The organism is Methylocystis sp. S23 (assembly GCF_054106005.1).
Genome location: NZ_CM134185.1, coordinates 1,643,592 through 1,668,537, shown reverse-complemented (window position 1 = coordinate 1,668,537; position 24,946 = coordinate 1,643,592). Strand labels below are relative to the sequence as shown.

Below are 24,946 nucleotides of genomic sequence, written 5' to 3'. Positions count from 1 at the left end.
GCCATGAGCGCGAATATCGCAGCCCTTCTCTATCTCGTCGCCGGCGTGCTGTTCATCCTCGCGCTGCGCGGCCTCTCCTCGCCCGCGACCTCCCGCGAGGGCAATCGCTACGGCATGATCGGCATGGCGGTCGCCGTGGCGACGACGCTGCTGCTGCATCTGCCGCCGCTCGCGGGCTTCGTGCTGATCATTATCGGCGCGGGGGCCGGCGGCGGCGTCGGCGCCTACGTGGCGCAGCGCATTCCGATGACGGCGATGCCGGAGCTCGTCGCCTTCTTCCATTCGCTCGTCGGCCTCGCCGCCGTGCTCGTCGCGGGCAGCGCCTTTTTCGCGCCGCACGCTTTCGGCATCGGCGCGCCGGGCCATATCGAAGGCGGCAGCCTTTTCGAGATGTCGCTCGGCGCGGCGATCGGCGCGGTCACCTTCACGGGCTCGATCATCGCCTTTCTGAAGCTCTCCGAGCGCATGAGCGGCAAGCCGATCCTGCTGCCCGAGCGTCACACGATCAACATCATGCTCGGCCTCGCCCTCGCGGCGCTGATCCTGCTGTTCGTGGCGACGGAATCGGGCTTCTGGCTCTTCCTGCTGATCCTCGTGTCGCTCACGCTCGGCGTGACGCTGATCATCCCGATCGGCGGCGCCGACATGCCGGTCGTCGTCTCCATGCTCAATTCCTATTCGGGCTGGGCGGCGGCGGGCATCGGCTTCACGCTGGGCAATCTCGCGCTCATCATCACGGGCGCGCTGGTCGGCTCCTCGGGCGCGATCCTCTCCTACATCATGTGCAAGGGGATGAATCGCAGCTTCATAAGCGTCATTCTCGGCGGCTTCGGCGGCGAGACGGTCGTAGCCAGCGGCGCCAAGGAGACGCGCAACGTCAAGCAGGGCTCGCCGGAAGACGCCGCCTATATCATGCAGAACGCCGGCAAGATCATCATCGTGCCCGGCTACGGCATGGCCGTGGCGCAGGCGCAGCACGCGCTGCGCGAGATGGCCGACCTGCTCAAGAAGGAAGGGGTCGAGATCAGCTACGCCATTCATCCGGTCGCCGGCCGCATGCCCGGCCATATGAACGTGCTGCTCGCCGAAGCCAATGTGCCTTACGACGAGGTCTTCGAGCTCGAGGACATCAACTCCGAGTTCGGCCAGGCCGACGTCGCTTTCGTGATCGGCGCCAATGACGTGACCAACCCGGCGGCGAAGACCGACAAGTCCTCGGCGATCTACGGCATGCCGATCCTCGACGTCGAAAAGGCGAAGACGGTGCTCTTCCTGAAGCGCGGCATGGGCTCGGGCTATGCCGGCGTCGAGAACGAGCTTTTTTTCCGCCCCAATACGATGATGCTGTTCGGCGACGCCAAGAAGACCGTGGAGGCAATTGTAAAATCGCTGGCGCATTGAGGCCCTCGCCTCTGCCGTCATTGCGGACGAAGCGAAGCAATGACGGCGGATCGGCGGTTACAAGGGCGTTTCCCCGCCGCCGCCGACCACGCATATGAACCGCCACCCGTCATTGCGAGGAGGCGTAGCCGACGAAGCAATCCAGGGCGGCATCATGGCTCTGGATTGCTTCGCTTCGCTCGCAATGACGGTGGATCGGGGCTGGTCATGAAGGCGATTCGCCATCGCCGCCGACCAAGCATATGAGCCACCTCCCTGTCATTGCGAGGAGCGAAGCGACGAAGCAATCCAGAGCAAACATCACGGCTCTGGATTGCTTCGCTCCGCTCGCAATGACGGCGACCGATCAGTCGATCGCGAAGGCCACTGGCTGGAACCAGTTCCTCACGTCCGGCAGGCCGCCTTCATTGTCGACATAGAAGATGCCGCGCTCCGGATGCTTGCTCGCGCCGTAATCATATTTGGCGGCGAAGAAGAAAGTCCGCTGCGGGAAGGGGTGGAACAGGAAGTATTTGTAGTTGCCGATATTGTCGATGCCGAAGTCGAAGGACAGGCGGTCGTTCCATTTGTAATTGACCTTGGTGTCGACGACGAAGAAGGGATCGAAGGCGAAATAGATCCCGTAGGCGCGGTCGTTGTTCGCCATGGTGCGCCAGAGCTTGCTCTGGTAGCGGCCGGCGAGCGTGAAGGCCCAGCGGTCGTCCGGCCGATAGGTGAAGGCGAGCGTCCCGCGCCATTCGGGAACGTTCGGCACCGTCTTGCCGGCGACCGAGGTCGCCCAGGGGAACTCGAAATTGGCCGCGCTCGGCGCCCAGGTCGGATTTGAGATGATCCGCGCATTGAGCCAGGTGCCGCTGCCGAGCACTTCCAGCCCGTGCATGAAGACATTGTCCTTCTGGAACGCCACCTCGACGCCGCTGTTGCGGATGCGCTGGACATTGGTCGGCGTCTGGACGGGCGCGATCGCGCCCACCACGAAAGTCTGCTGGTTGATGATGGCGTCGCGCACTTCTTCGTCGAAGAAGGACACGCGCGCCGTTCCATCGCGCCCGAGCTTGCGTTCGACGGTCAACTCCTTGCTGAGCGCCGACTCGGGACGCAGGTTCGGATTGGGATTGGTCGCCACGCCGCCGACGGCGACGGTCGAAAGATTGTAAAGCTCGCGCACCGTCGGGAAGCGGTTCGCCATGCCCACCGAACCCGTGATCGTCCAATTGTCGTCGACCGTATATTGCAGCGAGCCCTTGGGCGAAAAGCGCGTGCTGTAGCGGTTCGGCTGATAGATCGGCAACCAGTTGGCGACGCCCCCCGTCAGGCCGGTGCCGACATTGTTCACGCCCGCCTGCTGGTTGTAGCCTTCCGACGCCGTCCAATGCTCGCCGCGCAAGCCGGCCGTGAATTTCAGGCTCGGCGCGATATGGAAAGCGTCCTGGAACCAGAGCGCCTGCGTGCGCGTCGTGCCCTGCGCGATCGAAACGGCGGCGCCGGTGCTTGCGGCTGTTCCCGCGGTCCAGTTCGTCGTCAGCCACACCGGATTGTTCAGGTGGAACTGGTCGCCATGCACGCCGAAGCTGATATCGTGGCCCGTGAGCAGGCCCTCCGGCGGCCGGACGATGCCCTTGGCGTCGAACAGCGTCCAATAGGTGCCGCCAAAGACCGTGTCGCGGCCTGTCTGCGTATAGCCGGCGGGAATCGCCGCCGACCAGGGCGAGACCTGATCCGACTGCAGATAGGTGAAATTCGACGCCGAGACCTCGAAATCGAACAGGCCGCCGCTGTTCGACCGCACGGCCGCGGCGTTGACCATGATCTTTTCCTGGACGCGATAATAGCCCTGGGTCGCGAAGCTCTGCAGGATGGCGTTGTTGAGGCCGCGGCCGGCCGTCGTCGCGCCCCAGACCGGGCCATAGCCGGAATAGAGATAGTTCTCGGGAATGGACGTGCCGTCATTCGACCAGAAGCCGAAAGTATAGGTGCCGCGAATGTCCTTGGTGAAGTCATAGGCGAGCTTGAGTTTCGCATTCACCTGGTCATTGGCCAGATTGCCCGTCGAGCCGATGACATTGGCGAAGGTCGTGCCGTAGACATTCGTCGCGAGATAGGCGTTCGGATAGAAATTCGGCGAGGTGACATAGGTGAGCGGCTGCTGCGAGCCGCGCTGCCAATTGCCCGAGATCGTCCAGGAGAAATCGCCCATTCTGTCGCCGGCGAAGAAGCTCGTCACATTATTGACGAGGCCCTTGGACGTTCCCCAGAGCGAGAAATCCTGCACCGAGAGCGTGTCCTTGACCGACACTTCCAGCTTCTCGGGCATGCGCGTGGTGATCTTCAGCACGCCGCCCATCGAGTTGCCGGGATATTGCGCGGCGTAGGGGCCGTAGAGGAAGTCGACGCGCTCGATCTCCTCCGGGGCGACGAGGCCCCAGCGCGGGGCGCCGATCGTGTTGTCGTTGCCGATCAGCGCGGTCAGCAGAAGGTCGTCGGCGTAGACGAGGCTGCGCGCCGAGGAGCCGACGCCCCAGGTGCGGGTCTGCAGCACGGCCTGCGTATCGCCATTATTGCGCTTGCGCACGAAAAGGCTCGGCATGTATTTCACCGCGTCTTCCGTGTCGACGATATTGATCTGCCGCTCGATCTGCTTGCGCGTGACGCTCGCGACCGTGTTCGGCAATTGCCATTTCTCGACGAAGGCCGGGCGGCCGTCCGGGAGCGTCGGCGACCAGCGCGAGACGATGGGCGAGGGAGCCGCGGCCGGCGCCGCGATCGGGGCGGAAGGCGCGGCGGGCCGCGCCGGGCCGCGCGCGGGCGTGGCGGGGCCGCGAGGAGCGCCGCGATGCTGGCCGCTGACGTCGATGGTCGGGAGCGTATGCATGGCGAGCGCCGGCAGCGCGGCGAGAGTCAAGGCGCCGGCGGAGACGCCGCGCAAAAGCACGTAACGGAACATATTCCTGGTTTCCTTCCCTGCGCCGGCGAAGCGGCGGGTCTGATCCGGGCGCGGCGCGCCCTTGCTGGCGAATCAGGCTTGGGAAGGCGGCGCGCGGGCCGGCGCGCTTTTGTTGAAGGCGGACCGTAGCGGCGGCGCTTCCGCGGCGGCGGGAGGACTGCGCCAGTCGAGCGCGATCGACCGCGCGGGCAAAACCGGCGCCTCGCTGTCGATGACGGTCAGTCCGAGCTGGCAGAGCGAGCAGGAAGCGTGGTCATGCGGGACCGGCGCGCCGGCCGGAAGGCTTTTGCCGCCGGCCGGCCGCGCGGCGGATTCGGCGATGGAGGCGATCTGCCGGTGGCAGGGCGCATAGCCCTCGCGCGCCGCCGCCGCGCCCCAGAAGGACGCGCCAATCTGCGTCAGCAAGGCGACGCAGACGATCAGCGATGCGAGGAGCCTTTTATGCATGGGCCGCCGGCGGTTGTCGTGAATCGTGCGGCGCCTGCGAAAAAACGCCTCACGGCGTCGCAGCAATTTCAGTCGGTTGCGAAAATTAACCTTAGTTGCGCGACCGGATGACTTTGCCGCCGGAGACGAGGCTTTCCAAGGTTGCTTGCGTTGTCAAAGATTAAAAAATCCATTAAGAGACTTTTATGTCACAGTTGCGGGACATCGGCCTTAAAATACGCGCGGCGATCGCGATCGTCGCGGTGTGGGCGCTGATGTTCGGCGTGTCCGTGACGGGCGCCGCGACCGCGAGCGCGACGGACGTCGCGCTGAAACGCAACAGCGCCGTCAGCGGCGGGCTTTTCGCCTGCTTCAAGCGTCACCTGACGCAGCGCGCAGACGCCGACGCGGGCGACAAGGCGCCGGCCGAGAAGCATGGCGGCAAGCATCATTGTCCCTGCTGCCTCGCGGCGAGCGCCGGGGCGGCCCTGCTTCCGGAGCGCATTGCGACAGGCGCCGGGCCGGTCCCGTCCCCCAAGCCCGTCTTTTACTGCGTCGCGAGCGGCGACGCGCTTGAGAACGTCTCGTCTCGATCCGCGCACGGCGCCAGAGCGCCGCCATTTCCAGCTTAGAATCTTTCCGATCGGCGAACCCCTGCGCTGGCCCATCGGCTGCATGCGGGTAGAATGTCCGATCAGGGACGCCTTTCGCGTCTGGATCACAACAAAAATCAAAGCAGACGCAGCCGTTGCGCAGATGCGCGCGCGTGTCATCGAAGATGAGTGAAGTTCCATGGATCATACGTCGCTTTCTCCGCTCGCCATGTTCTTGAACGCCGGCCCGGTCGGCAAGGTCGTCATGGCGATGCTGCTGCTCGCCTCGGTCTGGACCTGGGTCCTGATCATCGAAGCGACTTCCGCCGTCATTCGGATCGGCAAGGCGGCCAGGGAAGCTCGCGCGGGCGGGCCCGTCGGCCTGCTCGAGCCCATCGCCGCCGCGGGCCGCGAGTCCTTCGCGCTCGACCTTCCCGACGAGACGATCGGCGACAAGCGCGAGCGCATCGCCGAGAATATGAGCCGCGCGGCGCGCGAATTCCTCACCAAGGCCGAAGGGGGCCTGCCGAATCTCGCGGTGATCTCCTCCGTCGCGCCCTTCGTCGGCCTGTTCGGCACGGTCTGGGGCATCATGACGAGCTTCGCCGGCATCGCGCAGTCGCAGGATACGAGCCTCGCCGTCGTCGCCCCCGGCATCGCCGAAGCGCTCGCGGCCACCGCCTATGGCCTGGCCGCCGCCATTCCCGCCTCGGTCGGCTACAATCGCATCGGCGCCGCCTTTGCGCGTCTCGGCCAGCAGGTCGCTCATTATATTGAAGACGAAGCGCTCCGCATGACGAGCCAGCCCGGCGCCCGCCGCCAATCGCAGAAGGAGGCCGCGTAACATGGCCCTCCCCACCCGCTTCAAAGGCAATAACGACCTTTACCAGCCGCTCGCCGACATCAACGTCACGCCGCTCGTCGACGTGATGCTGGTGCTGCTCATCATCTTCATGGTGACGGCGCCGCTGCTCGCGAAAGGCGTGAAGGTCAATCTGCCCCAGGCCAGCGCCGCGGCGCCGATCAACCAGAAGGATCCGATCGTCGTCACGGTCGGCAAGGACGGAAAGGTCTCGCTCGGCGCCGACGAAACCACGCCGGACGCGCTGATCGACGGCATCCGCGCCATGATGGGCGACGACCATACGCGCGTCGTGCATGTGCGCGGCGACACCGAGGCCGTCTATGGCGAGGTCGTCGCGGTGATGGACAAGCTGGCGACCAACGGCATCACCCATATCGCGATCATGACCAATTCGCGCAGCAAGACGGGCGCGGCGGCCAAGGCCGCCGCCCCCGCTCCGGCTGCGCCCGCGACCGCGGCGGGAGGGGCTAAATGACGGATTTCGCCCTCAGCCCCGAATACGCCAGCCGGCGCGACGAGCCCCCGCCAGGGCCGCCGCCGGTCAATCCGCCCTGGCTGCGTCCGGTCGCCGTCGTCGCCATCGTGGCGCTCCACGCCGCGATCTTCGCGGCCTTCATTCTCGGTCCGAAGCCGGAGCCGCTGGCCCTGTCCGAGAACTATGTCGATCTCGAAAGCGGCGACTTCGTCGAGCAGCAGGAAGTGAGCGCGGCGGAAGACACGCCGCCGCCGGTCGATGTGGAGCAGCCGGAGATCGCGCTGCCGCCGCCGGTCGTCATGGCGCCCGACGCCATTCCGCTGGCGATGAAAAAGGACGACGCCGAAAAGCTCAAGAAGAAGGAAGAGGAAAGCAAGCAGGTCGAGCGCGCGGAGCAGCGTCGGGAGGCGCAGGCGCGGCGTCACGCGGGCTCGCCCGAAGGCAATGGACGTTCCGGCGGCGCCGCTTCCGCGACCTGCCTCGCCCATGTGGCGGCGTCGCTGCGCTCGCATACGCCGGGTTCGACGAGCCTCGGGCCGGGCTCCGCCCATGTGACCTTCCATGTCAATCCGGGCGGCGGCGTCTCCGGCGTCTCCGCGTCGGGTTCGACGCCGGCGCACGCCGCGCTGGCGAGGCGCATCGTCGCCTCGTCGCACGGCCCCAGTAGCTGCGGCTCGGCCTTCGTTAGCCAGAGCTTCGCCTTCCATTGACGCCTCGCGGCGGGTCCCTCGGGAGCCCGCCGCGCCTATTTCTGGAAGCTAGGCCAATGAACGCCCTTCAATGCGGACGAGCGGCGCTCGTCTGCTTTCTCGCCCTCGCCGGCGCCGCGCGCGCCCAGGCGCCCAAGCCCATGCCGGCCGCCGCGCCCAAGCCCGCGGCGGCTACTCCCGCGCCCGCCGCCAAGCCGGCGGCGCAGCCGGCGCCGGCGGGCTCCGGAATGTCGGAGAGCAAATATCTGAGCGCGCTCTACGCCGAGATCGCCAGGCACACGCCGGAAGACAATCCGGCCGGCCCCGGCGAGGTGACGGCGAGTTTCGTCGTCGGCCCGTCGGGCAAGGTCGAAAAGGTCACCATCGACAAGACATCGAGCCCCGCCCATGCCGAGATCGTCAAGAAGATCCTTGCGGCGGTCCTGACGCCCCCGCCCCCCGGCGGCGCGATGGATGTCGGCCAGACCTTCAAATTCCGGTGAGCGATGCGAAAATCCGCCGCCCTTCTCCTTCTTGCGATCTCCTCCGCTTCGGCGCGGGCGTTCGAATGGGACGACGGGCGCGGCGCCTTTCCATTCCGGCCGGTCACGACCCGCCAATATGAGCAGGCGAAGGATCTTGACCATATGAACCGCTTCCGCGCAGGAAGCGGCGATTACGGCGCGGCGGTCGCAAAGCGCATTCTGGCCCGCACGCCGGGCGCCGCGCGCGCCGGCCCCGGCGAGGCGACGGCGCGCTTCCATATCGGCCCGAGCGGCCGGGTGGACGCGATCCATGTCGTCTCGTCCACGCGGCCCGCCCATGCGCGGATCCTGCGCGCGATCTTCTCGTCGCTGCGCGCGCCGCCGCCCCCCGGCGGCTCCTATGAGAACGAGCAGACGATCCGGTTTCACTAGCGCGCGGCGAAAGGCGGGAGCCGCGAGACCGGCTTCGGATTTGGAATCGATTATGCGGCTGCGCGACTGCGCCGTCGCCGCGTGGTTCGGAGCGCAAATGCGCAAAACAAAAGCGGCGCGCCAAGACGCCGGGACGTTGAAAGGCGAGGAAATGAACAGGAGCCGCTTCTTGCAACGCGCCGGCCTTTTCGCCGCGCTGTCGTTTGGCCTGTCCGCCCCGGCGCTGGGCGAGAACGCCGCCGCGCCCGCCGGCGCCGAGGCAAGGCCCGCCGCCGCGGCGGGCCACCAACATGCCGCCGCCGCCTGCGCGGACCCGAGGCCCGAATGCGCCATGACGGCCAATCCGGCCTTCGACGCCAAGGGCAGGCTCTGGATCGCCTTCTCGGTCGGCAAGACGGTCTATGTCGCTTCCTCCCCGGATGGCGGCAAGAGCTTCTCCGCGCCCGCGACCATCGCAACGGCCGCCGACGGCGTGATCGACGCCCATGGCGACGCGCGCCCCAAAATCGTCGCGCTCAATGACGGGACGCTCATTGCGAGCTACACGACGCGGCCCGACAAGCAGATGATCGGCACGATCTTCACATCGCGCTCCACCGACGGCGGCAAGACCTTTTCGGCGCCGCAGGCCATGCTCGCCGAGGGCGGCCAGCGTTTCGAGACCTTCGTCGTCACGCCCAAGGGCCGCATCTACGCCGGCTGGCTCGACAAGACGAATGCGCTCAAGGCGAAGGCCGAGGGCAAGGCGTTCGAAGGCAGCGGCGTCGCCTTCGGCTGGTCGGACGACAAGGGCCAGGCTTTCAGCGGCAAGAAGATCCTGATGGATCACGCCTGCGAATGCTGCCGCACGGCCTCGGCGCTCGACCGCGACGGCCAGCCCGTCTTCGTCTGGCGCCAGGTTTTCGACGGCAATATTCGCGACCATTACGCGGCGAAGCTCTCGGCCGACGGCGCGACGCTCACGGGCGGGCGCGTCTCGGACGACAATTGGGCGATCCATTCCTGCCCGCATCACGGACCCGGCCTCGCCGTCGACGCCAATGGCTGGCACGTCGTCTGGTTCACCAAGGGCAAGAACCGCGAGGGCCTCTTCTACGCGCGCAGCAATGACGGCGGGAAGACCTTCTCCAGCCCGGAGAAATTCGGCGACGACGCCAAGGCGCCCGGCCATCCGGTCGCGCTCGCCGCGAAGGGCCGGCTCTATCGCGTCTGGAAGGAGTTCGACGGAACGACGACGACGATTCCGATGCAGATGTCGCGCGACGGCGGCAGGAACTGGAGCGCGCCGCGCGTGATCGCGCAGACGGAGGACGCGTCGGATCATCCCGAGCTCGTCGCGAACCGGAACGCCGCCTATCTGTCGTGGGTCACGCATAAGGAAGGCTATCGCCTCATCCCGCTCCCGCGCGATGAAAAGAGCGCGGCGGCGCAATGATGGCGATGACGCGTTTTCTTGGACTCGCTCTCGCCTTCGCGCTCGCCTCGGGCGCCGCGCAGGCGCTCGATTTCCAGCCCTATGGCCGCGGCGCCTTTGCGCGGATCGTGAAGGCGCATGCCGGCAAGCCGCTGATCGTTCATTTCTGGTCGGTGACCTGCCCGCCCTGCATCGCCGAACTGCCCCAATGGGCGACGATGATCGGCGAACGCAAGGATATCGACGTCGTCTTCGTCAACACGGATGGCGACGAGGACCGCGCGCGCGCGGAAATGCGCGCCGAAAAGGCCGGGCTCGGCAAGGCGGCGCATTACGGCTTCTCCGACGATTTCGTCGAGAAGCTCTATTTCGAGGCCGACAAGACATGGCGCGGCGAACTGCCCTTCACCGCGCTCGTGGCGCCCGACGGCGGCGTGACGTCGGTGACGGGCGCGATCGACGATCCGCTCGTGACGAAATGGCTGGAAAAGCGCGGCGGGAGGTAGCTTGATTGCTTCGCTATGACGCTCCCCGCGTCATTGCGAGGAGCGTGAACGACGAAGCAATCCAGGGCCGTGATGTCGCTCTGGATTGCGTCGTCGGCTTCGCCTCCCCGCAATGACGGCGCCCGCGAGCGGAAGGCTTGTCCCCAATCGGCGGCACGTCGCCTGATCGCCTCACGACAATGCTCGCAATGACGCGAAGGAAGCAATCAGCCTTATCGCGTCGCGCCCGGCTTCCACAGCACGTCGCCCCTCTCGCGATTGACGTAGCGCGAGGCGACGAAGAGGAAGTCGGAGAGGCGGTTCACATAAGCGAGCGCGGCGGGCGACAGCTCCTCGCCCTCCGTCTGCATCAGCGTCACCATCACGCGCTCGGCGCGGCGGCAGATGGTGCGGGCCATGTGGAGATGCGCGGCCGCCGCCGTCCCCCCCGGCAGCACGAAGGAGCGCAGGGGCGCGAGATCGGCGTTGAGCGCGTCGATTTCCTTTTCCAGCCGCTCCACCTGCGACGGGACGATCACGAGGCGCATGGCCGGATCGAGCGGCTTCTTCGGATCATGCGGCGTCGCGAGCTCGGCGCCGAGATCAAAGAGATCGTTCTGAATGCGCTCCAGCATCGCGTCGAGCAAAGCGTCTTGCGGTTCAATCGCGAGGCGCGCCACGCCGATCGCGGCGTTGGTCTCGTCGATCGCGCCATAGGCCTCGACGCGGATGTCGTCCTTGCGGCGGCGCGCGCCGGTCGCGAGCGAGGTCGCGCCCTTGTCGCCGCCGCGCGTGTATATTCTGTCCAGCTTGACCACGTGATCAACGTCCCCGGAGGTAGAGCACCGTCAGCGCAATGGCCAGCGCGAGGAATTGCAGGCCGACGCGCCAGCGCATCAGGATCTGGGAGCGCTGGGGCGAGCCGGCGCCGCCGCGGAACAAGTTGAAGAAGCCCGCGAGCAGCACGAGAAACACCGCCGCCGCGGCGATAAAGACCACAAGATTGGACAAGGCCGTCTGGCTCCCCGCCGGTTCGTTCAGAGCAAGTAGAGAAAGGCCCGCATGTGAGCAAGCCCGTTATCGGCTGAGCAGCCTTTGCAGATAGTCGAGCTCCTCGGAGGGCCGCTCGGGCTGGCCGAGGCGGCGCCTCAGCTCCTCCTGCACGCGATGGGCCCGCTGGGCGGGCGGCAGGCCGAGCGGGTCGTATTTCTCATGGCCCGCCCGCTGGCCGCCCTGCGACCGGCCCAAAGGATCGCGCCCCTGCCCGTAGCGGCCCCGCGCGCGTCCGCGCTTGCCCTGACCGTCCTGGCCGTCCTCGCCCTCTTCGCCTTCCTGGCCGTCTTCCCCGCGCATCTGCTCGGCGAGCTTGTCGGTCCCCTTGCGCAAGGCGTCGACCGCGCGGCCTTGCGCGTCGACGGCCTTGCCGCGGCCTTCGCCGCCGGGCTTCAGCGCCTCCTCGGCCTCTTTCATCGCCTTGCGGGCGTCGTCCAGCTCCTCGCCGGCCTCGCCCGCGTCGCCCTTCAGCGCGTCCTGCTCGCGTTCGAGCTTCTCGCGAAGCGCCTGCTGGCGCTGGCGCTCGGCGCCGGCGTCGTCGCTTTGCTGCGGCTGTCCCTTCCGGCCGCCGCGCTGCGTCTTGCGCGCATCGTCATCCGTGGGATTTTTCATCCCCTGGAAGGTGTCGTCGCGCAATTGCTGCTCCTCGCGGGAGAGCTGGTCAAGCTCGCTCAAGGCGCGCTGCATCTCGCGGCGGCGCTGCTGCTGCGCGGCGCTCCGCGCGCCGCTTTCGTCGCCGGTCTGGGCGTTTTCCATAATGTCCTGCAATTCGTCGAGAAGCTTTTGCGCCTGCGCCATGTCGCCGGACTTCATCGCTTTCTCGATGTCGTCGAGCATCCCCTGCAAATCCTCGGGCGTGACGCTGTCCGGATCGCCCGAGGCCTCGCGCGGCGGCTCGCCGGGCTGGCGCGGACGCGCGCCGAGCTGCTCCAGGAATTTGTCGAGCGCCGCGCGCAGCTCCTGCGTGCGCTTGGCGATCTCCTCGTCGGAGGCGCCGCGCTGCATGGCTTCGCGCAGGGCCTGCTCGGCGGCGCGCAGATCCCGCTCGGCTTCGGACGTATTGCCGTCCTCGACGCTCAGCGCCATGGCCCAGAGCATATCGGCGACGCCGCGCAATTCGTCGTCGCTGCGCGGCCCTTCGAGCCCGCGGCGCGCCGAGCGCAGGCCGAGATGGATGGCGGAGGGCGTTTCGAAAGCTTCCGGTGCAAGGGAGAGCGCCTCCAGCGCCGCGCGGACATTGGCGCGGGCGTCCGGATCGAGCGCGAGAACGCGCCGCTGCTCGGCGAGCGCCCTGGCGAGCGGCTTGACGAAGCGGCGCTGCGGCAGCGTCGTCTCCACCGGCTCCGACGACCCTTCGTTGCCGGCGGCGTCTTTGGCGACAAGGCGCATCGCGACCTTCGCGCCTGCGTAAGGGCTGTCGGCGAGATCGAGCGTCGCGCGTCCCTCTCCGAGCCCGCCGGCGCCCGCCGGGAGATCGAGCGGCAGGCGCGGCGGATCGTAAAGGGCGCGGCGGCTCCCGCTCCTGCTGAACGCGGCCTCCGCGCTCGTGACGCCGTAATCGTCCTCGGCGCGGAAGGAGAGCGTCATGGAGCCGCGCGCATTGTTGCGCGGCCGGCCGGAAAGGACGATCGCAGGCGCGCGGTCGGGAATGGCGGTCACCTCGAAATCGCGGCCGTCCGGCAGATAGAGCCGCGCCGCGCCGGCGAGGGCGAAGCCGCGCTCCCGCTTGTCCGCATTCTCCACCGGCGCCAGCGCGCCGTCGACGGAAACGGAAGCGTCGGCGGGGCGCAGGCGCAGGGTCGAATTCACGGGCGCCTCCACGGCGCCGCTCTCCTGCGCGAGCACGATGGGCGGGCGGCCCGTATAGGCCGGGGGATCGAACCAGGCGTCGACGCGCTGCGCGGGCGCGAAGATCTGAACCGCGCGCCAGTCGAAGGCGGCGGCGATCCGGGCGCGCTTCTCGTCGCCCGCGACGAAAGCCGCCGCCACGGCGGCGACGAGCGCGACGGCGCGCAAGGCGTAAGGATCGCGCTCCGGCAGGCGCGGCCGCGGCGGCGCGATCGGCGTCAGGGCCAAGGCTTCTTCGAGCCGCTTGCGATGCAGCGCCCAGAGCGCGGCGGTCGCCGGATCGGCGGCCTCGGAGGCGGCGAGCGTGTCGTCGAGCGAGGCGGCGGGCTTCAGCGGACCCCGGGCCGTTTCGTCGAGACGCGCGGCGGCGGCGCGGCGGCGCGGCGGGCCGCGCGCGATTTCGCGGCCGACGAGATAGAGCGCCGCGAAGCCGAAAAGCGCGACGCCCGCCATGCGCGCCTGGAGCGGAGCCGCGCGCCAGAAATCGAGCCAGGAGAGCGTGAGGAAAAGGAGCGCGAGCGTCGCCAGCCCCGCGCCGAGCCGCAACAGGCGTTCGGCGAGGATCGCAAGGGCCGAACGGCGCAGGGCGTGCTCGAGCGCGGCCTCGCCGCCGGGCCGGCGCGCTTCGTTTTCGGCAAGATCGTCCATTCGCTCTCCGGCGAGACGCATAGTCGCCTAGATGGCGGCTCTCCGCCGACTATACAATCTCGCGACGGTCAGCGCTAAGCATGAGAGCAGGAATTCGCCTTTTGCGGGGCGGCGGGGCTAATATGCGCCATGGCGCGCGCGCGACGACAATTTCCAGCCGAGATCGTCTCCGGGCCCTCGACGGACCTCGCCGCCTTGCCGGCGCCGGTGCGGGCGATCCGCGACAAGATCCTTGCGGCGCTCGAAAAGAACGACGTCGAGGCGCTGCGCGTCCCGATCGACTGGAACGAGGTTCGTCCGCTCTTCGCGCGGAGCGGCGCCTTCAAGGCGGGGACGGATCCGATCGAAATCCTGAAGGCGCTGTCCTTCGACGGCAAGGGGCTAGAGACGGTCGCCGTCGCGCGCGCCGCGCTGGCGCAGCCCTATGTGAAGATCTCGCGCGGGCCCGTCACGCTCTATGAATGGCCGGCCTTTGCGCGCCACGCCCCGCCGCCGGCCGACGAGGAAGAAGCGCAGGCGAGATGGCGCTGCGTGCGCTTCGCGGATCTCCCGCGCTCGAATTTCGAGCGCAGGCTTCGTCCGGCGCGTATCGGAATCGCGTCGGACGGCGTGTGGCATTATTTCTGGAGCGAGGATTAGATCACGCCGCGTTTAGGCCGAATCGCCTGAACATGATCCACTAGATTTCCCGTTGCTGCTCGTGCGGCTTCGCGTGCTTGCGGCCTTCCTCCTCGGCGCGTTTCAGCTCCTCGGCCTCATTGGTTTCGAGCGCATGCTCCGCGTCCTTTGCGGCAGGCTCGACCTTGCCGCTTTCGACGAATTTGCGCTGCGCCTCGTTATACTGTTTCGCCGCCGTGCGATTGCCTTCGCCTTCGTTGCGGGGCGCGGTGTCCTTCGTATTGCTCATGCGCGTCTCCTCGTGGTGAGCCATTGAGCTAGCGCCGGGGCCGCAAGTGGAAATCCTCGGCCGTCGCAATTTTTCCGAAAGGGGCCGTTTCCTGCGCCGGCGCGCGTCGCGGCCGGGCGCAGCGCGGCCCGCCCGCTCAGGAAATTTAGGAACATCAAAACCGGGTTCGCGTTGCAGGGAGTGGCGTTGGGGCTGTGGCGAACAGGGACCCAGGAGATGTGGCGATGAGGAATCTACGAAAGACAATGATTGCCGCGCTCGCGGCGACGACGCTGGTCGGAGCGTTTTCCGTCACGACGCCGGCTTCGGCTTGGGGCCGTTACGGATGGGGCGGCGGATGGGGTCGCCCCGGAATTGGCTGGGGCGGCGGATGGGGCCGCCCGGGAATCGGCTGGGGCGGCGGATGGGGTCGTTATGGCTGGGGCGGCGGATGGGGCCGCGGATGGGGCTGGGGCGGCGCCGGGGCCGGCCTGCTCGGCGGTCTGGCGCTGGGCACGATCGCCGGCGCGGCGGCGGCCTCGCCTTACGGCTATGGCGGCTACGGCTATTACGGCTCGGGCTATCCGGCCTATGGCTATGGCGGCGGCTGCACCTGCTGGTGACGCGTCGCGCGGCCTGGTCTATGATGACGCCGGGCTTTAGCAACAACAGGCAACCGCGTTCCTGGCCGCGCGGTTGCCCTCCGGACGGCAAATGTTACGGCGGCGCCATCTGATCCGTTTCGCGCTTTTCCCGCTCTTCGCGGCGGCTCCCGCGAGCGCGTTCGCCGGGTCGGCGGCCTCGTCCAACTGGATGGTCCCGAACAAGGACGTCGCCCTGCATTGTTCGCCGCTTCCCTATAAGATTCACTGCTCGATCTCGCGAATGGCCAATCCCCAATACAGCTCCTTCTGCTTCTATGTGGACGGAAACGGCTATTCCTATCCGATGAAGCGCGACTATCGCTTCGGCTTCCATAATGAAATCGTCAGCGTCAAGGTGCATGACGGGCTGCGCATCACCGGGCTTTTGACGGAAGCGCGGACGGGGAGGAAGGCGAGCTGTTCCGAATAGCCGCGCAACCTCGCGGCGGCCCCTTCCCCCGACGCTACGGCGCCGCCTGGAAGCGCACCGGCTTTCCCGTCGACGGCGTCGCCAGCTCGCCCTCCCACATCACCTTCTTTCCGCGCACGAAGGTTCCGACCGGCCAGCCCGTGACCTCGGTTCCGTGATAGGGCGTCCAGCCGACGCGCGAGGCGACCCATTCGTTGCGGATGATCTCGCGCCGCTTGAGGTCGACGACCGTGAAATCGGCGTCATAGCCCTTGGCGACGCGGCCCTTGCCGGCGATTCCGAATATCCGGTTGGGCCCCGCGCTCGTAAGATCGACGAAGCGCGCGAGGGTGAGCTTGCCCTTATTCACGGCGTCGAGCAGCAGCGGCAGGATGGTCTGCACCCCCGTCATGCCCGAAGGGCTTTTCGGGTAAGGCTGCGCCTTCTCTTCGAGCGTATGCGGCGCATGGTCGGAGCCGATGACGTCGACGACGCCCTGCCGCACGCCTTCCCACAGCGCGTCGCGATGGCGCGCCTCGCGCACCGGCGGGTTCATCTGCGCGAGCGCGCCGATCCGGCCATAGGCTTCGGCGTCGAGCATGAGATGGTTCGGCGTCGCCTCGACGCTCGCAATATCCTTGTGCTGCGCCAGCAGGTCGATTTCCTCGGCGGTCGTGACGTGCAGCACGTGGACGAGCGCCCGCTTCTCGCGCGCGATCTTCAGGAGCCGCCGCGTCGAGCGCAGCGCCGTCTCCACGTCGCGCCAGACGGGATGCGAGCCCGGATCGCCCTCGACGCGCAGACCTTTTCGCTCGTTCAGACGATCTTCGTCCTCGCTGTGGAAGGCGGCGCGGCGGCGCGTATGGGAGAGCACTTCCGCGACGCCTTCATCATCCGCGACGAGAAGCGAGCCGGTCGATGAGCCCATGAAGACCTTGATCCCCGCCGCGCCCGGCAGGCGCTCCAATTCGCCGAGGTCTTTCGCGTTCTCATGCGTGCCGCCGACCCAGAAGGCGAAGTCGCAATGCATGCGCCCCGTTCCGCGCGCGACCTTGTCGGCAAGCGCGGCCTCGCTCGTGGTGAGCGGGCTGGTGTTGGGCATCTCGAAGACCGCCGTGACGCCGCCCATCACGGCGCTGCGCGAGCCGGATTCGAGATCCTCCTTGTGCGAAAGGCCCGGCTCGCGAAAATGCACCTGCGAATCGATCACGCCGGGGAGAATGTGCAGGCCCCGGCAGTCGATCGTCTCGCCGGCCGAGGCGCGGGAGAGGTCGCCGATCGCGGCGATCCTGCCGTCGCGGACGCCGACGTCGCGCGGGCCCTCGCCGTCCTGGTTGACGAGGACGCCTCCGGAGAGGATGACGTCGAAAATTTGCGGCATCGATGGCGCCTCGCTTGCAGTGTCAACGCCCTAGATAAGCACAAGTCGCTGATGCGCCAAGCTGTGCGCGCTCGAACCCATGGGAAAAGAACAATGACCACGGCGATCCTGCTCAAGGACCGCGGCGTTCTCGAAGTCACTGGCGAAGACGCGGCTAAGTTCTTGCATAATCTCGTGACGAACGACATCGCCGCGCTGAAGGCCGGCGAGGCGCGTTTCGCCGCCCTGCTTACGCCGCAAGGCAAGATCCTGTTCGATTTTGTCGTCTTTGCGCTGGGTGAGGGACGTTTCCTACTCGATTGTCCGCTTTCGCTCGCGGAAGACCTCGAGAAACGCCTCAACGCCTATAAGCTGCGCTCGAAGATCGCGGTCGCGAATCTGAGCGACGCGCTGGAGACGATCGTTTTCCCCGACGCGGCGGCGCGGCCCGAGATTGAAGCGGTCGCGCTTGCGCCGGATCCGCGTTCGGAGGCGCTGGGCTGGCGCGCCCTCGCCGAAAAAGGCAGGATCGCCGCGTCCGGCCCGCTCGAGGACTATGAGGCGCGCCGCATCCGCGCCGGCGTGCCGCTCGGCGGCGTGGATTTCGCCTATAGCGACGCTTTCCCGCATGAGGCGGACATGGACCTCTTCGCCGGGCTCGACTTCAAGAAGGGCTGCTATGTCGGCCAGGAGGTCGTCTCGCGCATGAAGCACCGCAATCTCGTGAGGAAGCGCGTGACGCCCTATCGCGCGGCCGGCGCCGCGCCGGCGCCGGGCCAGTCGATCCGCGCGGGCGGGATCGAGATCGGCGTCACCGGCTCCGCCATTGGCGAAGAAGGCCTCGCCCTCATCCGTCTCGACCGTCTCGCCGACGCCAGGGAAAAGGGCGACGCGCCCACGGTCGGCGGCGTCGCTCTGGCCTTCGTCGAGAATAATTGACGACGGAAAGCGGCCGCCCTTCGACTTGGGAAAGTCGAAAGGCGGCCCGAGCTCGACAACTCGAAAGTCACGGAACGCGCGGCCTCTGGCGCGGCGCGCGCGTTTTTCACGTCACTCGGTGAGAAGCGCGACGCCTTCCTTGCCGATCAGGCGATGGATGTTGAGCAGAAGCTGCAGCACCACGCCGAAGACGCCGAGCGCCATCCAGCCGAAGAACACGAAGCCCCAATGCAGCGGCGCGACGAAGAGCTCCTCCATGAACCAGAAGGTATGGCCCCATTCATTGAGGCCGACATTCGGGATGATCATGAAGGGGCCGATCGAGACGATCAGATAGGCGAGCGAATAACCCTTCGAGAAATAGGGAATCCGCGTCTTCGCATGGAAGAAGCAGCCGATCGCCAGCACCGAATAGATCGGGTAGCTCATATAGAATTCGATGATGTGCGACGGCGTGAAGTCGGTGTCGCGGATCACCGTCATGTGCCAGGTGCCGTCCTGCTCGGTGAAGAAGGACGCGCCCCAATAGATCGCCGCCGCATAGACGACGAGCCATTTCACATTGTCGACGATGGCGCGCATTTCCTGGCGCGGCGTGACGGCCGACATGTCGCGCACGCGCGTCTTCCACAGATAGCCGGCAAGCGCGATGCCGGAGACGAGCTCGAGCGGGATTTCCGACCACAGGATCGACATCCAGTAGGTCTGGAATTCCGGCGCGAAGGAGTCGAGGCCGGCGCGCCAGCCATAGATCTGCTCATAAACGCGCACGAGCAGATAGAAGCTGTTGAGAAGCGCGAGGCCGATCCACATGCCCCTGAGATCGACGATGGGCTTTTCGGCGGCGGCGACGCCTGCCGCGGTCTGCGTTGATACGCTCATATTTTCTTCTCCGTTTCGACCGGGAAGCGCCTGTGCGCTTCCGGTGAATGGGAGGATACGGAACGGTAGCCGCTTGCCAGCATGGCGGACTTGCCATTAGTCTTGCAAAGTCGGACAGCGTTTTTGCCAATGGAGAGGCAATTTCCGCCAGCGGGAGGCAAGAGATGGACGTCGCCATTCTCGGTTACGCGGATTGCCTTGGGCAGGGCTTCATCGGCGCGGCGGATCTTCTCGCCATGAGCCTGCGCATGTTGAAGTCGAAGACGCGGCCCGAGCCCTATCGCGTCGTCACGGTCACCCATGACGGCGCGCCGTTCCGCGACGGTTTCGGCCGCGCCCACGCCGCCGACGCCTCCTTCTCGTCGCTCGACGCCTGCGCGGCGGTGATCGTTCCCCCCTTTCTCTGCAGCTGCGACGATCCGCTGCCGCCAGCCGCCGATCTCAACGCGGCGGCCGGCTGGCTCAGGCGCCAGCACGCCATGGGGGCCATCGTCGCCGGCTCCTGCAACGGCGTTTTCCTGCTCGGGGAAGCGGGGCTTCTCGACGGCCGCCGCTGCACGACGACATGGTGGCGTCATGACGAGCTGCGCGCGCGCTATCCGCGCGCCGACGTCGCCTGGGGCGCCGCGCTGATGGAAGACCGGCGCGTCGTCACGGCCGGCGGGCCTTTATCCTGGATCGATCTTTCCCTGCATGTCATCCGCGAGCTGTGCGGGGCCGAGGCGGCGAAGAAGGCCGCCGATTTCACGGTCGTCGACACGGTTCCCGCCACGCAGACGATCTATATTCCGCCGGGCCATCTCACCGCGTCCAATCCCTTCGTGCTGGAAGCGGAGCATTTCGTGCGCCAGGCCGGCGATTCGCCCATGACCTCGACGCAGCTCGCACGCGCCCTGAACGTTTCCGAACGCACGCTGCATCGGCGGCTGAAGGAGGCGACCGGCGAAACGCCGAAACATTTCCTCGACCGCGTGCGCTTCGAGGCCGCGCGCATGTTGCTGGAAACGACGCAAAGCTCCGTGAAGCAGCTCGCGACGGCGTCGGGCTATGCGGATGAAACAAGCTTCCGCCGCGCCTTTCGCCGCTACGCGGGCATGACGCCCGGCGCCTATCGCAACTGGTCGCTGGCGAGACGCGGCGTGAAGGCGTGAGCAACGCCTGGCCGCGATGACCGGACGGCTCTTGCGGAGCCTCAGCATGAGGGCTCTTTCTTCCCCCTCTCTCCGCTTGCGGGGAGAGGGTTGGGGTGAGGGGCAAGGCCGCCCCGACGAACTCGAGCGGCGACTCGCGGAATGGATCTCACATCTTTGTCGCGGACGCTTCGCCCCTCACCCTAACCCTCTCCCCGCTTTCGCGGGGAGAGGGAATGAGCCCGCCTCCCTCTTCCCGCAAGCGGGGAGAGGGTGAAAACGTCCTTCATTCGAACCTACATCGCCAGCGTCATGCGCTCGGGCGCGGCGGCGCGGGGCGGCCGCGTTGACGGCGCGCGCCCCTTGAAGACGAATTTCTCGCGGGCGAGATGATAGGCGGGATCGGGCCCGAAGAAATTCACCTTCATCCAAGCGAGTTCCTCTGCGCGATAGGCCGCGAGCGGCTTCGCCCGCTCGTCGCGCACGCGCCTGTCGTGCTTCTCGCGTAGAAGGTTCCAGAAATCGGCGCGCTGCGCGATCGCCGCCGCCTGCGCCGCGACGTGGCGCTCGAAGGCCTCCGCATCGCCCGCTCCTATTTCTTCCTAGAAAGTCGACTGAAAACGCTCCCGATATTCATCCGGCCCGACATTCAGGTTGCGCTTGAAGGCGCGCCGCATGCGCTCGATCGTCGAGAATGAGCAACGTCAAAATGACGCCAAATTCTGCCACAGCCCGGCTGCGCTAAATCACCCATTCGGGTGACGGCGCGTAAAAAATCCGATTGAGCGTCTTGAAAAGGGGAAGCTTTTCCGCCGAGACAAGCAGAAGGCGCGTCTATAGCTCGAATGCGGCCGATGGGCAGGCTCAGCGGTGGATCGTATCCAGCGCGGCGTCGAGGGCGCGCACCACTCCCAGATTGGCGAAGACGACCGCCGCGATGGCGAAGAGCACGATGGCGAGGTCGCGGGCGGAGACAGGCTTCGCCTCGCGGGCCGGCGATCGATCGATGTCCCGATTGTCCATGTCGGCGGTCCCGAATTGACGCCGCGATGCGCCTACGCGCGTTTCATGACGCTTCCATGAAGCCGATGCGACGCCGGTCGGAACTTCGCGACTTTTGGCCGCTTTCGTTTGGCCGCAAAGCCCGATAAGTTCCGCCCGCGCGACCCGCCGGCGGCGCTGTTTCGCTCTAAAGCAGCGAAATTGCGAACGGTAGATCCACAAAATTTTCGAGGGAAGGACCACAAGTGAGCGCAAGCGACAATTCCGGCCGCGTGACGGCCAGCGTCAACACTCTCGCGGGCGAGATCGTCGACCGGCTCGTCGCCGGCGCCGACCGCTACCGCGTCGCGGTTTCCCGCGGCAGCCTCGGCGAATTGCTGATCGACGCCGGCGCGAAGGCCGCGGGCGGCGTCGACGCCGGCCTGCTGCTCACGGAAATCTGCATGGGCGGCCTCGGCAAGGTCACGCTCTCTCATGCGCCGGGCGCCGCCAAATGGCCGTTCTGGCTGACGGTCGCCAGCAACGACCCGGTCGTCGCCTGCCTCGCCAGCCAATATGCCGGCTGGAGCCTTTCGCACGAGAAGTTCTTCGCGCTGGGCTCGGGCCCCGGCCGCGCCCAGGCGCGCGTCGAGAAGCTCTTCGAGGAGCTTTCCTACAAGGACCAGGCCGGCCGCGTGACCATCGTGCTCGAATCGGGCTCGCCGCCGCCCAAGGAGGTCGTGGAGAAGGTCGCCGCCAAATCCGGCGTCTCGCCCGACAAGGTCGCCTTCGTCTATGCGCCGACGCAGTCGCTCGCGGGCGGCGTGCAGGTCGTGGGCCGCGTGCTCGAAGTGGCGCTGCATAAGGCCCATGAGCTGCATTTCCCGCTCGACAATATTATCGACGGAATCGCCACGGCGCCGCTCTCTCCGCCCCATCCGGACTTCGTGACGGCGATGGGCCGCACCAATGACGCGATCATCTATGCCGGCCGCGCCCATCTCTTCGTGAAGGGCCCGGCCGACGCGGCCAGGGAGCTCGCCGAGAAGCTGCCGAGCTTCAATTCGCGGGACTACGGCCAGCCCTTCGCCGAGATCTTCAAGGCTTACAAGGGCGATTTCTACAAGATCGACGGCAGCCTGTTCTCGCCGGCCGAAGCGCTGGTGACCGCGGTCGAGACCGGCGAAACCTTCCGCGCCGGCAAGATCAATGAGGAACTGCTGGACAAGTCCTTCGGGGGCTGATCCTGTCCCCTCTCCCCGCTTGCGGGGAGAGGGTTAGGGTGAGGGGCAGGGCGTCAGTGGCGGCGTTGAAAGATTTGAGTCATCCCCCTGCCCCTCACCCCGGCCCTCTCCCCGCAAGCGGGGAGAGGGAGAGGCCCCGCGTCGCCGTCTTCACCGACAAGCTCGACTGGCATGTCGATCACACGCTCGCGGCCTTTCGCGCGCTGGGGGCGACGCCGGTCGCGGTGCGGCTCTTCGCCTGCCGGATCGACACGAGCCGGCCCCACGGCCTCGCCATTCCCGGCTTTCACGCTCTCCCCGACCTCGCCATTGTGCGCGCCATCGGCGACGGCTCGCTGGAGGCCATCACCATGCGCCTCGGCGTGCTGCATGCGCTGGAGCGGCTGGGCGTACCTCTCGTCAACGGCGCCCGCGCCATCGAGCGCTGCACCGACAAGAGCATGGCGAGCTTCCTGCTCGCCCGCGCGGGCGTTCCCGCGCCCGAGACCTTCGCCACGCAAAGCCTCGCCCAGGCGCGGGCGATCGCTCGGCGCGAATGCCCGAACGGCCCCCTCGTCATGAAGCCGCTCTTCGGCGCGCAGGGCTGGGGCATAAGGCTCATCGAAAAAGAAAGCGACCTTCCCTCCGCCGAGGAGGCGCGCGGGGTTTTCTATCTTCAGCGCTTCGTGGGCCCGAGCCGCCCGCCCTATGAGGACATGCGCATCCTCGTCTCACGCGGGGAGGCCGTCGCCGCCATGAAGCGGCGCTCCAGCCATTGGATCACCAATGTGCGGCAAGGCGCGAAGCCCGTCGCGGCCGAACCGACGCCGGAGGCGCGCGACATGGCGCTCGCCGCCTCGGAAGCGATGGGAACGGTCATGGCGGGCGTCGATCTGATCGTGAACGCCGAGGGCCGGCCCATGGTTCTGGAAGTGAACTCCATGCCCGGCTGGAGCGGCCTGCAGCGCATCACGCCCTTCTCCATCGCCGAGCGGCTCGCGGCCGACGCGCTGAGCTTGTCCCCTCTCCCCGCGTCGCGGGGAGAGGGCTAGGGTGAGGGGCGAGGCGTCATCGACAATCTTCCACGCGTTCCCGGATTTGGGCCGACAGATTTGACTCTTCCCCCTGCCCCTCACCCCCACCCTCTCCCCGCAAGCGGGGAGAGGGAGAACGCCCCCGTCCCTCACGCCGCAGGCGAGGATGTCGCGGCCGCCTTCGTCGCCGCCTGCGAGGCGGAGCTCGCGGCTCCCAAGCCGGGCAATGTCCATCATTTCGCGCCCGGCCACGGCATGGAGGCCGGCGATTTCATCGCGAGCGCCCGCGCCGCCGCGCCCTTCATCGCCGCGCCCGGCCTGAGCGTCGGGAGCCGCATTCTCGGCGCGGTGGAGGCCACATGGGCGGCGGTGAACCAGAACACCAATCTCGGCATTGTGCTGCTCTGCGCGCCGCTCGCCCATGCGGCGCTGACCGCCGAAAGCCCCGATCTCTCCCGCGAGACGGCGCGCGTGCTCGCCGCGCTGGACATAAGCGACGCGGACGCCGCCTTCCGCGCCATTTCGCGCGCAAGCCCCGCCGGGCTCGGTTCGGCCGAGGCGCATGACGTCGCCGGCCCCGCCGACGTGACATTGCTCGAAGCCATGCGCGCCTCGGCGGACCGCGATCGCATCGGCTACCAATATGCGCATGATTTCGTCGATATTTTCGAGACCGGCCTCGCCGCGCTCCGCGACGCCCGGAGGCGGGGCCATGACGCGCCGCGCGCGACGCTCGACGTCTATATGGCCTTCCTGGCCGCCTTCCCCGACAGCCACGTCGCGCGCAAATACGGCCTCGACGCCGCCCTCGCCTTGCGGAGGGAAGCGGCGCGGCGCATGGCCCAAATGTCGGGCGCCGGGCGCGACGAGGCCTTCGCGCTGGCGCTTGCCTATGATCGCAAGCTTAAGGAAAACAGGCTCAATCCCGGCACCAGCGCGGATCTGACCGTGGCCGTTCTTTTCGCCGATTCCCTTACGGCCATCTTGGCAAGCGCGCACAAAAATGGTTGAGTCCGCGCCGCGCGGGGTGGTCTCGCGGCTATCTGGCCAACCGGTCGGGCCTTTTCGCCTGACGCCGAAAACGAAGGATAGGAGCGCTCGCGGCGCATAGCGCGCGAAACGCTCAGGGGGAACTGGAAAGGAAACGCACATGGCGAAGATCAACAAGATGCTGGTGGGCGAGTCGCTCGTCGGCGAGGGCAATGAAGTCGCTCACATCGACCTGATCCTGGGCCCGCGCGGCTCGGCCGCCGAGCTCGCTTTCGCGAACGCGCTCGTCAACAACAAGGACGGCTTCACGACCCTGCTCGCGGTCGTCGCCCCGAACCTGCTCTGCAAGCCCAACACGATCCTCTTCAACAAGGTCACCATCAAGGGCGCCAAGCAGGCCGTCCAGATGTTCGGCCCGGCCCAGCACGGCGTCGCCAAGGCCGTCGCCGACTCGGTCGCCGAGGGCGTGATCCCCGTCGACGAGGCGGACGACCTCTTCATCTCCGTCGGCGTGTTCATCCACTGGGACGCCAACGACGACAAGAAGATCCAGGACTACAACTATCAGGCCACGAAGGAAGCCATCGCCCGCGCCATCGCCGGCGAGCCCAAGGCCGCCGAGGTCGTCGCCAAGCGCAACGAGGCCAAGCACCCCTTCGCCCCGAACTGAGTTCGGGCGCCGATTGGGTCGCGCTTCGGGGAGCCGTCCG

General features: G+C 67.2%; 28 protein-coding genes. 18 read left to right on the top strand and 10 right to left on the bottom strand.

Annotated features, from left to right (window positions below; translation table 11 throughout):
* The first annotated feature begins 3 nt into the window (after positions 1-3).
* Complete coding sequence (locus ACV7JP_RS08295) at positions 4-1,401, top strand: NAD(P)(+) transhydrogenase (Re/Si-specific) subunit beta (protein WP_457798753.1); 1,398 nt, start codon at positions 4-6, stop codon at positions 1,399-1,401.
* Positions 1,402-1,747: 346 nt separating this feature from the next.
* On the opposite strand, the gene ACV7JP_RS08290 is transcribed toward ACV7JP_RS08295, so the two are convergent.
* On the bottom strand, positions 1,748-4,345 hold the full coding sequence (locus ACV7JP_RS08290; RefSeq protein WP_457798752.1) for a TonB-dependent receptor: 2,598 nt from the start codon (positions 4,343-4,345) through the stop codon (positions 1,748-1,750).
* 72 nt (positions 4,346-4,417) lie between these two features.
* A complete protein-coding gene (locus tag ACV7JP_RS08285) occupies positions 4,418-4,792 on the bottom strand; it encodes a hypothetical protein (RefSeq protein ID WP_457798751.1) in 375 nt (124 codons plus the stop codon).
* A 185-nt stretch (positions 4,793-4,977) separates the two neighbouring features.
* Between ACV7JP_RS08285 and ACV7JP_RS08280 the strand changes: the two genes are divergently transcribed.
* The 8 genes from ACV7JP_RS08280 to ACV7JP_RS08245 all read left to right on the top strand — a co-directional run bounded on the left by ACV7JP_RS08280 (position 4,978) and on the right by ACV7JP_RS08245 (position 10,230).
* Positions 4,978-5,403, top strand: a complete 426-nt coding sequence (locus ACV7JP_RS08280; RefSeq protein WP_457798750.1) for a DUF2946 family protein — start codon at positions 4,978-4,980, stop codon at positions 5,401-5,403.
* Positions 5,404-5,563: 160 nt separating this feature from the next.
* Positions 5,564-6,208 carry a MotA/TolQ/ExbB proton channel family protein gene (locus ACV7JP_RS08275; RefSeq protein WP_457798749.1) on the top strand — a complete coding sequence of 215 codons (645 nt, stop codon included), beginning with the start codon at positions 5,564-5,566 and terminating at the stop codon, positions 6,206-6,208.
* A gap of 1 nt (position 6,209) precedes the next feature.
* Complete coding sequence (locus ACV7JP_RS08270; RefSeq protein WP_457798748.1) at positions 6,210-6,704, top strand: ExbD/TolR family protein; 495 nt, start codon at positions 6,210-6,212, stop codon at positions 6,702-6,704.
* Complete coding sequence (locus ACV7JP_RS08265; protein ID WP_457798747.1) at positions 6,701-7,414, top strand: energy transducer TonB; 714 nt, start codon at positions 6,701-6,703, stop codon at positions 7,412-7,414. Before ACV7JP_RS08270 ends, ACV7JP_RS08265 begins: the two co-directional genes overlap by 4 nt.
* A 56-nt stretch (positions 7,415-7,470) precedes the next feature.
* Entirely contained in the window at positions 7,471-7,896 is a 426-nt protein-coding gene (locus tag ACV7JP_RS08260; protein ID WP_457798746.1) for an energy transducer TonB, read from the top strand.
* A 3-nt stretch (positions 7,897-7,899) separates the two neighbouring features.
* Positions 7,900-8,310, top strand: coding sequence for a hypothetical protein (locus tag ACV7JP_RS08255; protein ID WP_457798745.1), 411 nt, complete (start codon positions 7,900-7,902; stop codon positions 8,308-8,310).
* 169 nt (positions 8,311-8,479) lie between these two features.
* Entirely contained in the window at positions 8,480-9,745 is a 1,266-nt protein-coding gene (locus tag ACV7JP_RS08250; protein WP_457798744.1) for an exo-alpha-sialidase, read from the top strand.
* A gap of 5 nt (positions 9,746-9,750) precedes the next feature.
* A complete protein-coding gene (locus tag ACV7JP_RS08245; protein ID WP_457798743.1) occupies positions 9,751-10,230 on the top strand; it encodes a TlpA family protein disulfide reductase in 480 nt (159 codons plus the stop codon).
* A gap of 212 nt (positions 10,231-10,442) precedes the next feature.
* Here the strand turns inward: ACV7JP_RS08245 and ACV7JP_RS08240 are convergent, their stop codons facing one another.
* The 3 genes from ACV7JP_RS08240 to ACV7JP_RS08230 all read right to left on the bottom strand — a co-directional run bounded on the left by ACV7JP_RS08240 (position 10,443) and on the right by ACV7JP_RS08230 (position 13,758).
* The gene (locus tag ACV7JP_RS08240; RefSeq protein WP_457798742.1) at positions 10,443-11,027 is read right to left on the bottom strand and encodes a cob(I)yrinic acid a,c-diamide adenosyltransferase; all 585 of its coding nucleotides are present in this window, start codon (positions 11,025-11,027) and stop codon (positions 10,443-10,445) included.
* A gap of 4 nt (positions 11,028-11,031) precedes the next feature.
* Positions 11,032-11,220, bottom strand: a complete 189-nt coding sequence (locus ACV7JP_RS08235; protein WP_457798741.1) for a twin transmembrane helix small protein — start codon at positions 11,218-11,220, stop codon at positions 11,032-11,034.
* Positions 11,221-11,286: 66 nt separating this feature from the next.
* On the bottom strand, positions 11,287-13,758 hold the full coding sequence (locus ACV7JP_RS08230) for a TIGR02302 family protein (RefSeq protein WP_457798740.1): 2,472 nt from the start codon (positions 13,756-13,758) through the stop codon (positions 11,287-11,289).
* A gap of 129 nt (positions 13,759-13,887) precedes the next feature.
* Here ACV7JP_RS08230 and ACV7JP_RS08225 point away from each other — a divergent pair, with 129 nt between their 5' ends.
* Positions 13,888-14,397, top strand: coding sequence for a hypothetical protein (locus tag ACV7JP_RS08225; protein WP_457798739.1), 510 nt, complete (start codon positions 13,888-13,890; stop codon positions 14,395-14,397).
* Between the two features lie 40 nt (positions 14,398-14,437).
* Here the strand turns inward: ACV7JP_RS08225 and ACV7JP_RS08220 are convergent, their stop codons facing one another.
* Entirely contained in the window at positions 14,438-14,665 is a 228-nt protein-coding gene (locus ACV7JP_RS08220; protein WP_457798738.1) for a hypothetical protein, read from the bottom strand.
* Positions 14,666-14,910: 245 nt separating this feature from the next.
* Between ACV7JP_RS08220 and ACV7JP_RS08215 the strand changes: the two genes are divergently transcribed.
* Positions 14,911-15,267, top strand: coding sequence for a hypothetical protein (locus tag ACV7JP_RS08215; protein ID WP_457798737.1), 357 nt, complete (start codon positions 14,911-14,913; stop codon positions 15,265-15,267).
* A 91-nt stretch (positions 15,268-15,358) separates the two neighbouring features.
* Positions 15,359-15,718, top strand: a complete 360-nt coding sequence (locus ACV7JP_RS08210; protein WP_457798736.1) for a hypothetical protein — start codon at positions 15,359-15,361, stop codon at positions 15,716-15,718.
* Positions 15,719-15,752: 34 nt separating this feature from the next.
* Here ACV7JP_RS08210 and ACV7JP_RS08205 read toward each other — a convergent pair whose 3' ends face one another.
* On the bottom strand, positions 15,753-17,078 hold the full coding sequence (locus ACV7JP_RS08205; RefSeq protein WP_457798735.1) for a dihydroorotase: 1,326 nt from the start codon (positions 17,076-17,078) through the stop codon (positions 15,753-15,755).
* Between the two features lie 93 nt (positions 17,079-17,171).
* On the opposite strand from ACV7JP_RS08205, the gene ygfZ reads away from it, so the two are divergent.
* Positions 17,172-17,996 (top strand): CAF17-like 4Fe-4S cluster assembly/insertion protein YgfZ, encoded by an 825-nt coding sequence (ygfZ, locus tag ACV7JP_RS08200; protein WP_457798734.1) that lies wholly within the window; start codon positions 17,172-17,174, stop codon positions 17,994-17,996.
* Between the two features lie 111 nt (positions 17,997-18,107).
* Here ygfZ and amoC read toward each other — a convergent pair whose 3' ends face one another.
* Positions 18,108-18,878, bottom strand: a complete 771-nt coding sequence (amoC, locus tag ACV7JP_RS08195; protein WP_457798733.1) for a bacterial ammonia monooxygenase, subunit AmoC — start codon at positions 18,876-18,878, stop codon at positions 18,108-18,110.
* Positions 18,879-19,042: 164 nt separating this feature from the next.
* Here amoC and ACV7JP_RS08190 point away from each other — a divergent pair, with 164 nt between their 5' ends.
* Complete coding sequence (locus tag ACV7JP_RS08190; RefSeq protein ID WP_457798732.1) at positions 19,043-20,029, top strand: GlxA family transcriptional regulator; 987 nt, start codon at positions 19,043-19,045, stop codon at positions 20,027-20,029.
* Between the two features lie 275 nt (positions 20,030-20,304).
* On the opposite strand, the gene ACV7JP_RS08185 is transcribed toward ACV7JP_RS08190, so the two are convergent.
* Both ACV7JP_RS08185 and ACV7JP_RS08180 read right to left on the bottom strand, forming a co-directional pair.
* Positions 20,305-20,493, bottom strand: a complete 189-nt coding sequence (locus ACV7JP_RS08185; protein WP_457798731.1) for a hypothetical protein — start codon at positions 20,491-20,493, stop codon at positions 20,305-20,307.
* A gap of 379 nt (positions 20,494-20,872) precedes the next feature.
* Positions 20,873-21,031 (bottom strand): hypothetical protein, encoded by a 159-nt coding sequence (locus ACV7JP_RS08180; protein WP_457798730.1) that lies wholly within the window; start codon positions 21,029-21,031, stop codon positions 20,873-20,875.
* 224 nt (positions 21,032-21,255) lie between these two features.
* On the opposite strand from ACV7JP_RS08180, the gene mch reads away from it, so the two are divergent.
* The 4 genes from mch to fae all read left to right on the top strand — a co-directional run bounded on the left by mch (position 21,256) and on the right by fae (position 24,906).
* Positions 21,256-22,233: a methenyltetrahydromethanopterin cyclohydrolase gene (gene mch, locus ACV7JP_RS08175; protein ID WP_457798729.1), complete on the top strand. Its 978-nt coding sequence runs from the start codon at positions 21,256-21,258 to the stop codon at positions 22,231-22,233.
* Positions 22,234-22,307: 74 nt separating this feature from the next.
* A complete protein-coding gene (locus tag ACV7JP_RS08170; protein ID WP_457798728.1) occupies positions 22,308-23,264 on the top strand; it encodes a RimK family alpha-L-glutamate ligase in 957 nt (318 codons plus the stop codon).
* A gap of 60 nt (positions 23,265-23,324) precedes the next feature.
* On the top strand, positions 23,325-24,257 hold the full coding sequence (locus ACV7JP_RS08165; RefSeq protein ID WP_457798727.1) for a triphosphoribosyl-dephospho-CoA synthase: 933 nt from the start codon (positions 23,325-23,327) through the stop codon (positions 24,255-24,257).
* Between the two features lie 139 nt (positions 24,258-24,396).
* Positions 24,397-24,906 carry a formaldehyde-activating enzyme gene (gene fae, locus ACV7JP_RS08160; RefSeq protein WP_457795917.1) on the top strand — a complete coding sequence of 170 codons (510 nt, stop codon included), beginning with the start codon at positions 24,397-24,399 and terminating at the stop codon, positions 24,904-24,906.
* Positions 24,907-24,946 lie beyond the last annotated feature (40 nt).

Excerpts from the sequence above, each read along its gene's own strand:
- fae (WP_457795917.1), top strand. The coding sequence starts at position 24,397 with ATGGCGAAGATCAACAAGATGCTGGTGGGCGAGTCGCTCGTCGGCGAG.
- ACV7JP_RS08210 (WP_457798736.1), top strand. The coding sequence starts at position 15,359 with ATGTTACGGCGGCGCCATCTGATCCGTTTCGCGCTTTTCCCGCTCTTC.
- ACV7JP_RS08285 (WP_457798751.1), bottom strand. The coding sequence starts at position 4,792 with ATGCATAAAAGGCTCCTCGCATCGCTGATCGTCTGCGTCGCCTTGCTG.
- ACV7JP_RS08190 (WP_457798732.1), top strand. The coding sequence starts at position 19,043 with ATGGACGTCGCCATTCTCGGTTACGCGGATTGCCTTGGGCAGGGCTTC.
- ACV7JP_RS08260 (WP_457798746.1), top strand. The coding sequence starts at position 7,471 with ATGAACGCCCTTCAATGCGGACGAGCGGCGCTCGTCTGCTTTCTCGCC.
- amoC (WP_457798733.1), bottom strand. The coding sequence starts at position 18,878 with ATGAGCGTATCAACGCAGACCGCGGCAGGCGTCGCCGCCGCCGAAAAG.
- ACV7JP_RS08215 (WP_457798737.1), top strand. The coding sequence starts at position 14,911 with ATGATTGCCGCGCTCGCGGCGACGACGCTGGTCGGAGCGTTTTCCGTC.
- ACV7JP_RS08255 (WP_457798745.1), top strand. The coding sequence starts at position 7,900 with ATGCGAAAATCCGCCGCCCTTCTCCTTCTTGCGATCTCCTCCGCTTCG.
- ACV7JP_RS08245 (WP_457798743.1), top strand. The coding sequence starts at position 9,751 with ATGACGCGTTTTCTTGGACTCGCTCTCGCCTTCGCGCTCGCCTCGGGC.
- ACV7JP_RS08180 (WP_457798730.1), bottom strand. The coding sequence starts at position 21,031 with ATGGACAATCGGGACATCGATCGATCGCCGGCCCGCGAGGCGAAGCCT.
- ACV7JP_RS08275 (WP_457798749.1), top strand. The coding sequence starts at position 5,564 with ATGGATCATACGTCGCTTTCTCCGCTCGCCATGTTCTTGAACGCCGGC.
- ygfZ (WP_457798734.1), top strand. The coding sequence starts at position 17,172 with ATGACCACGGCGATCCTGCTCAAGGACCGCGGCGTTCTCGAAGTCACT.
- ACV7JP_RS08230 (WP_457798740.1), bottom strand. The coding sequence starts at position 13,758 with ATGGACGATCTTGCCGAAAACGAAGCGCGCCGGCCCGGCGGCGAGGCC.
- ACV7JP_RS08220 (WP_457798738.1), bottom strand. The coding sequence starts at position 14,665 with ATGAGCAATACGAAGGACACCGCGCCCCGCAACGAAGGCGAAGGCAAT.
- ACV7JP_RS08280 (WP_457798750.1), top strand. The coding sequence starts at position 4,978 with ATGTCACAGTTGCGGGACATCGGCCTTAAAATACGCGCGGCGATCGCG.
- ACV7JP_RS08270 (WP_457798748.1), top strand. The coding sequence starts at position 6,210 with ATGGCCCTCCCCACCCGCTTCAAAGGCAATAACGACCTTTACCAGCCG.
- ACV7JP_RS08265 (WP_457798747.1), top strand. The coding sequence starts at position 6,701 with ATGACGGATTTCGCCCTCAGCCCCGAATACGCCAGCCGGCGCGACGAG.
- ACV7JP_RS08225 (WP_457798739.1), top strand. The coding sequence starts at position 13,888 with ATGGCGCGCGCGCGACGACAATTTCCAGCCGAGATCGTCTCCGGGCCC.
- ACV7JP_RS08295 (WP_457798753.1), top strand. The coding sequence starts at position 4 with ATGAGCGCGAATATCGCAGCCCTTCTCTATCTCGTCGCCGGCGTGCTG.
- ACV7JP_RS08290 (WP_457798752.1), bottom strand. The coding sequence starts at position 4,345 with ATGTTCCGTTACGTGCTTTTGCGCGGCGTCTCCGCCGGCGCCTTGACT.
- ACV7JP_RS08205 (WP_457798735.1), bottom strand. The coding sequence starts at position 17,078 with ATGCCGCAAATTTTCGACGTCATCCTCTCCGGAGGCGTCCTCGTCAAC.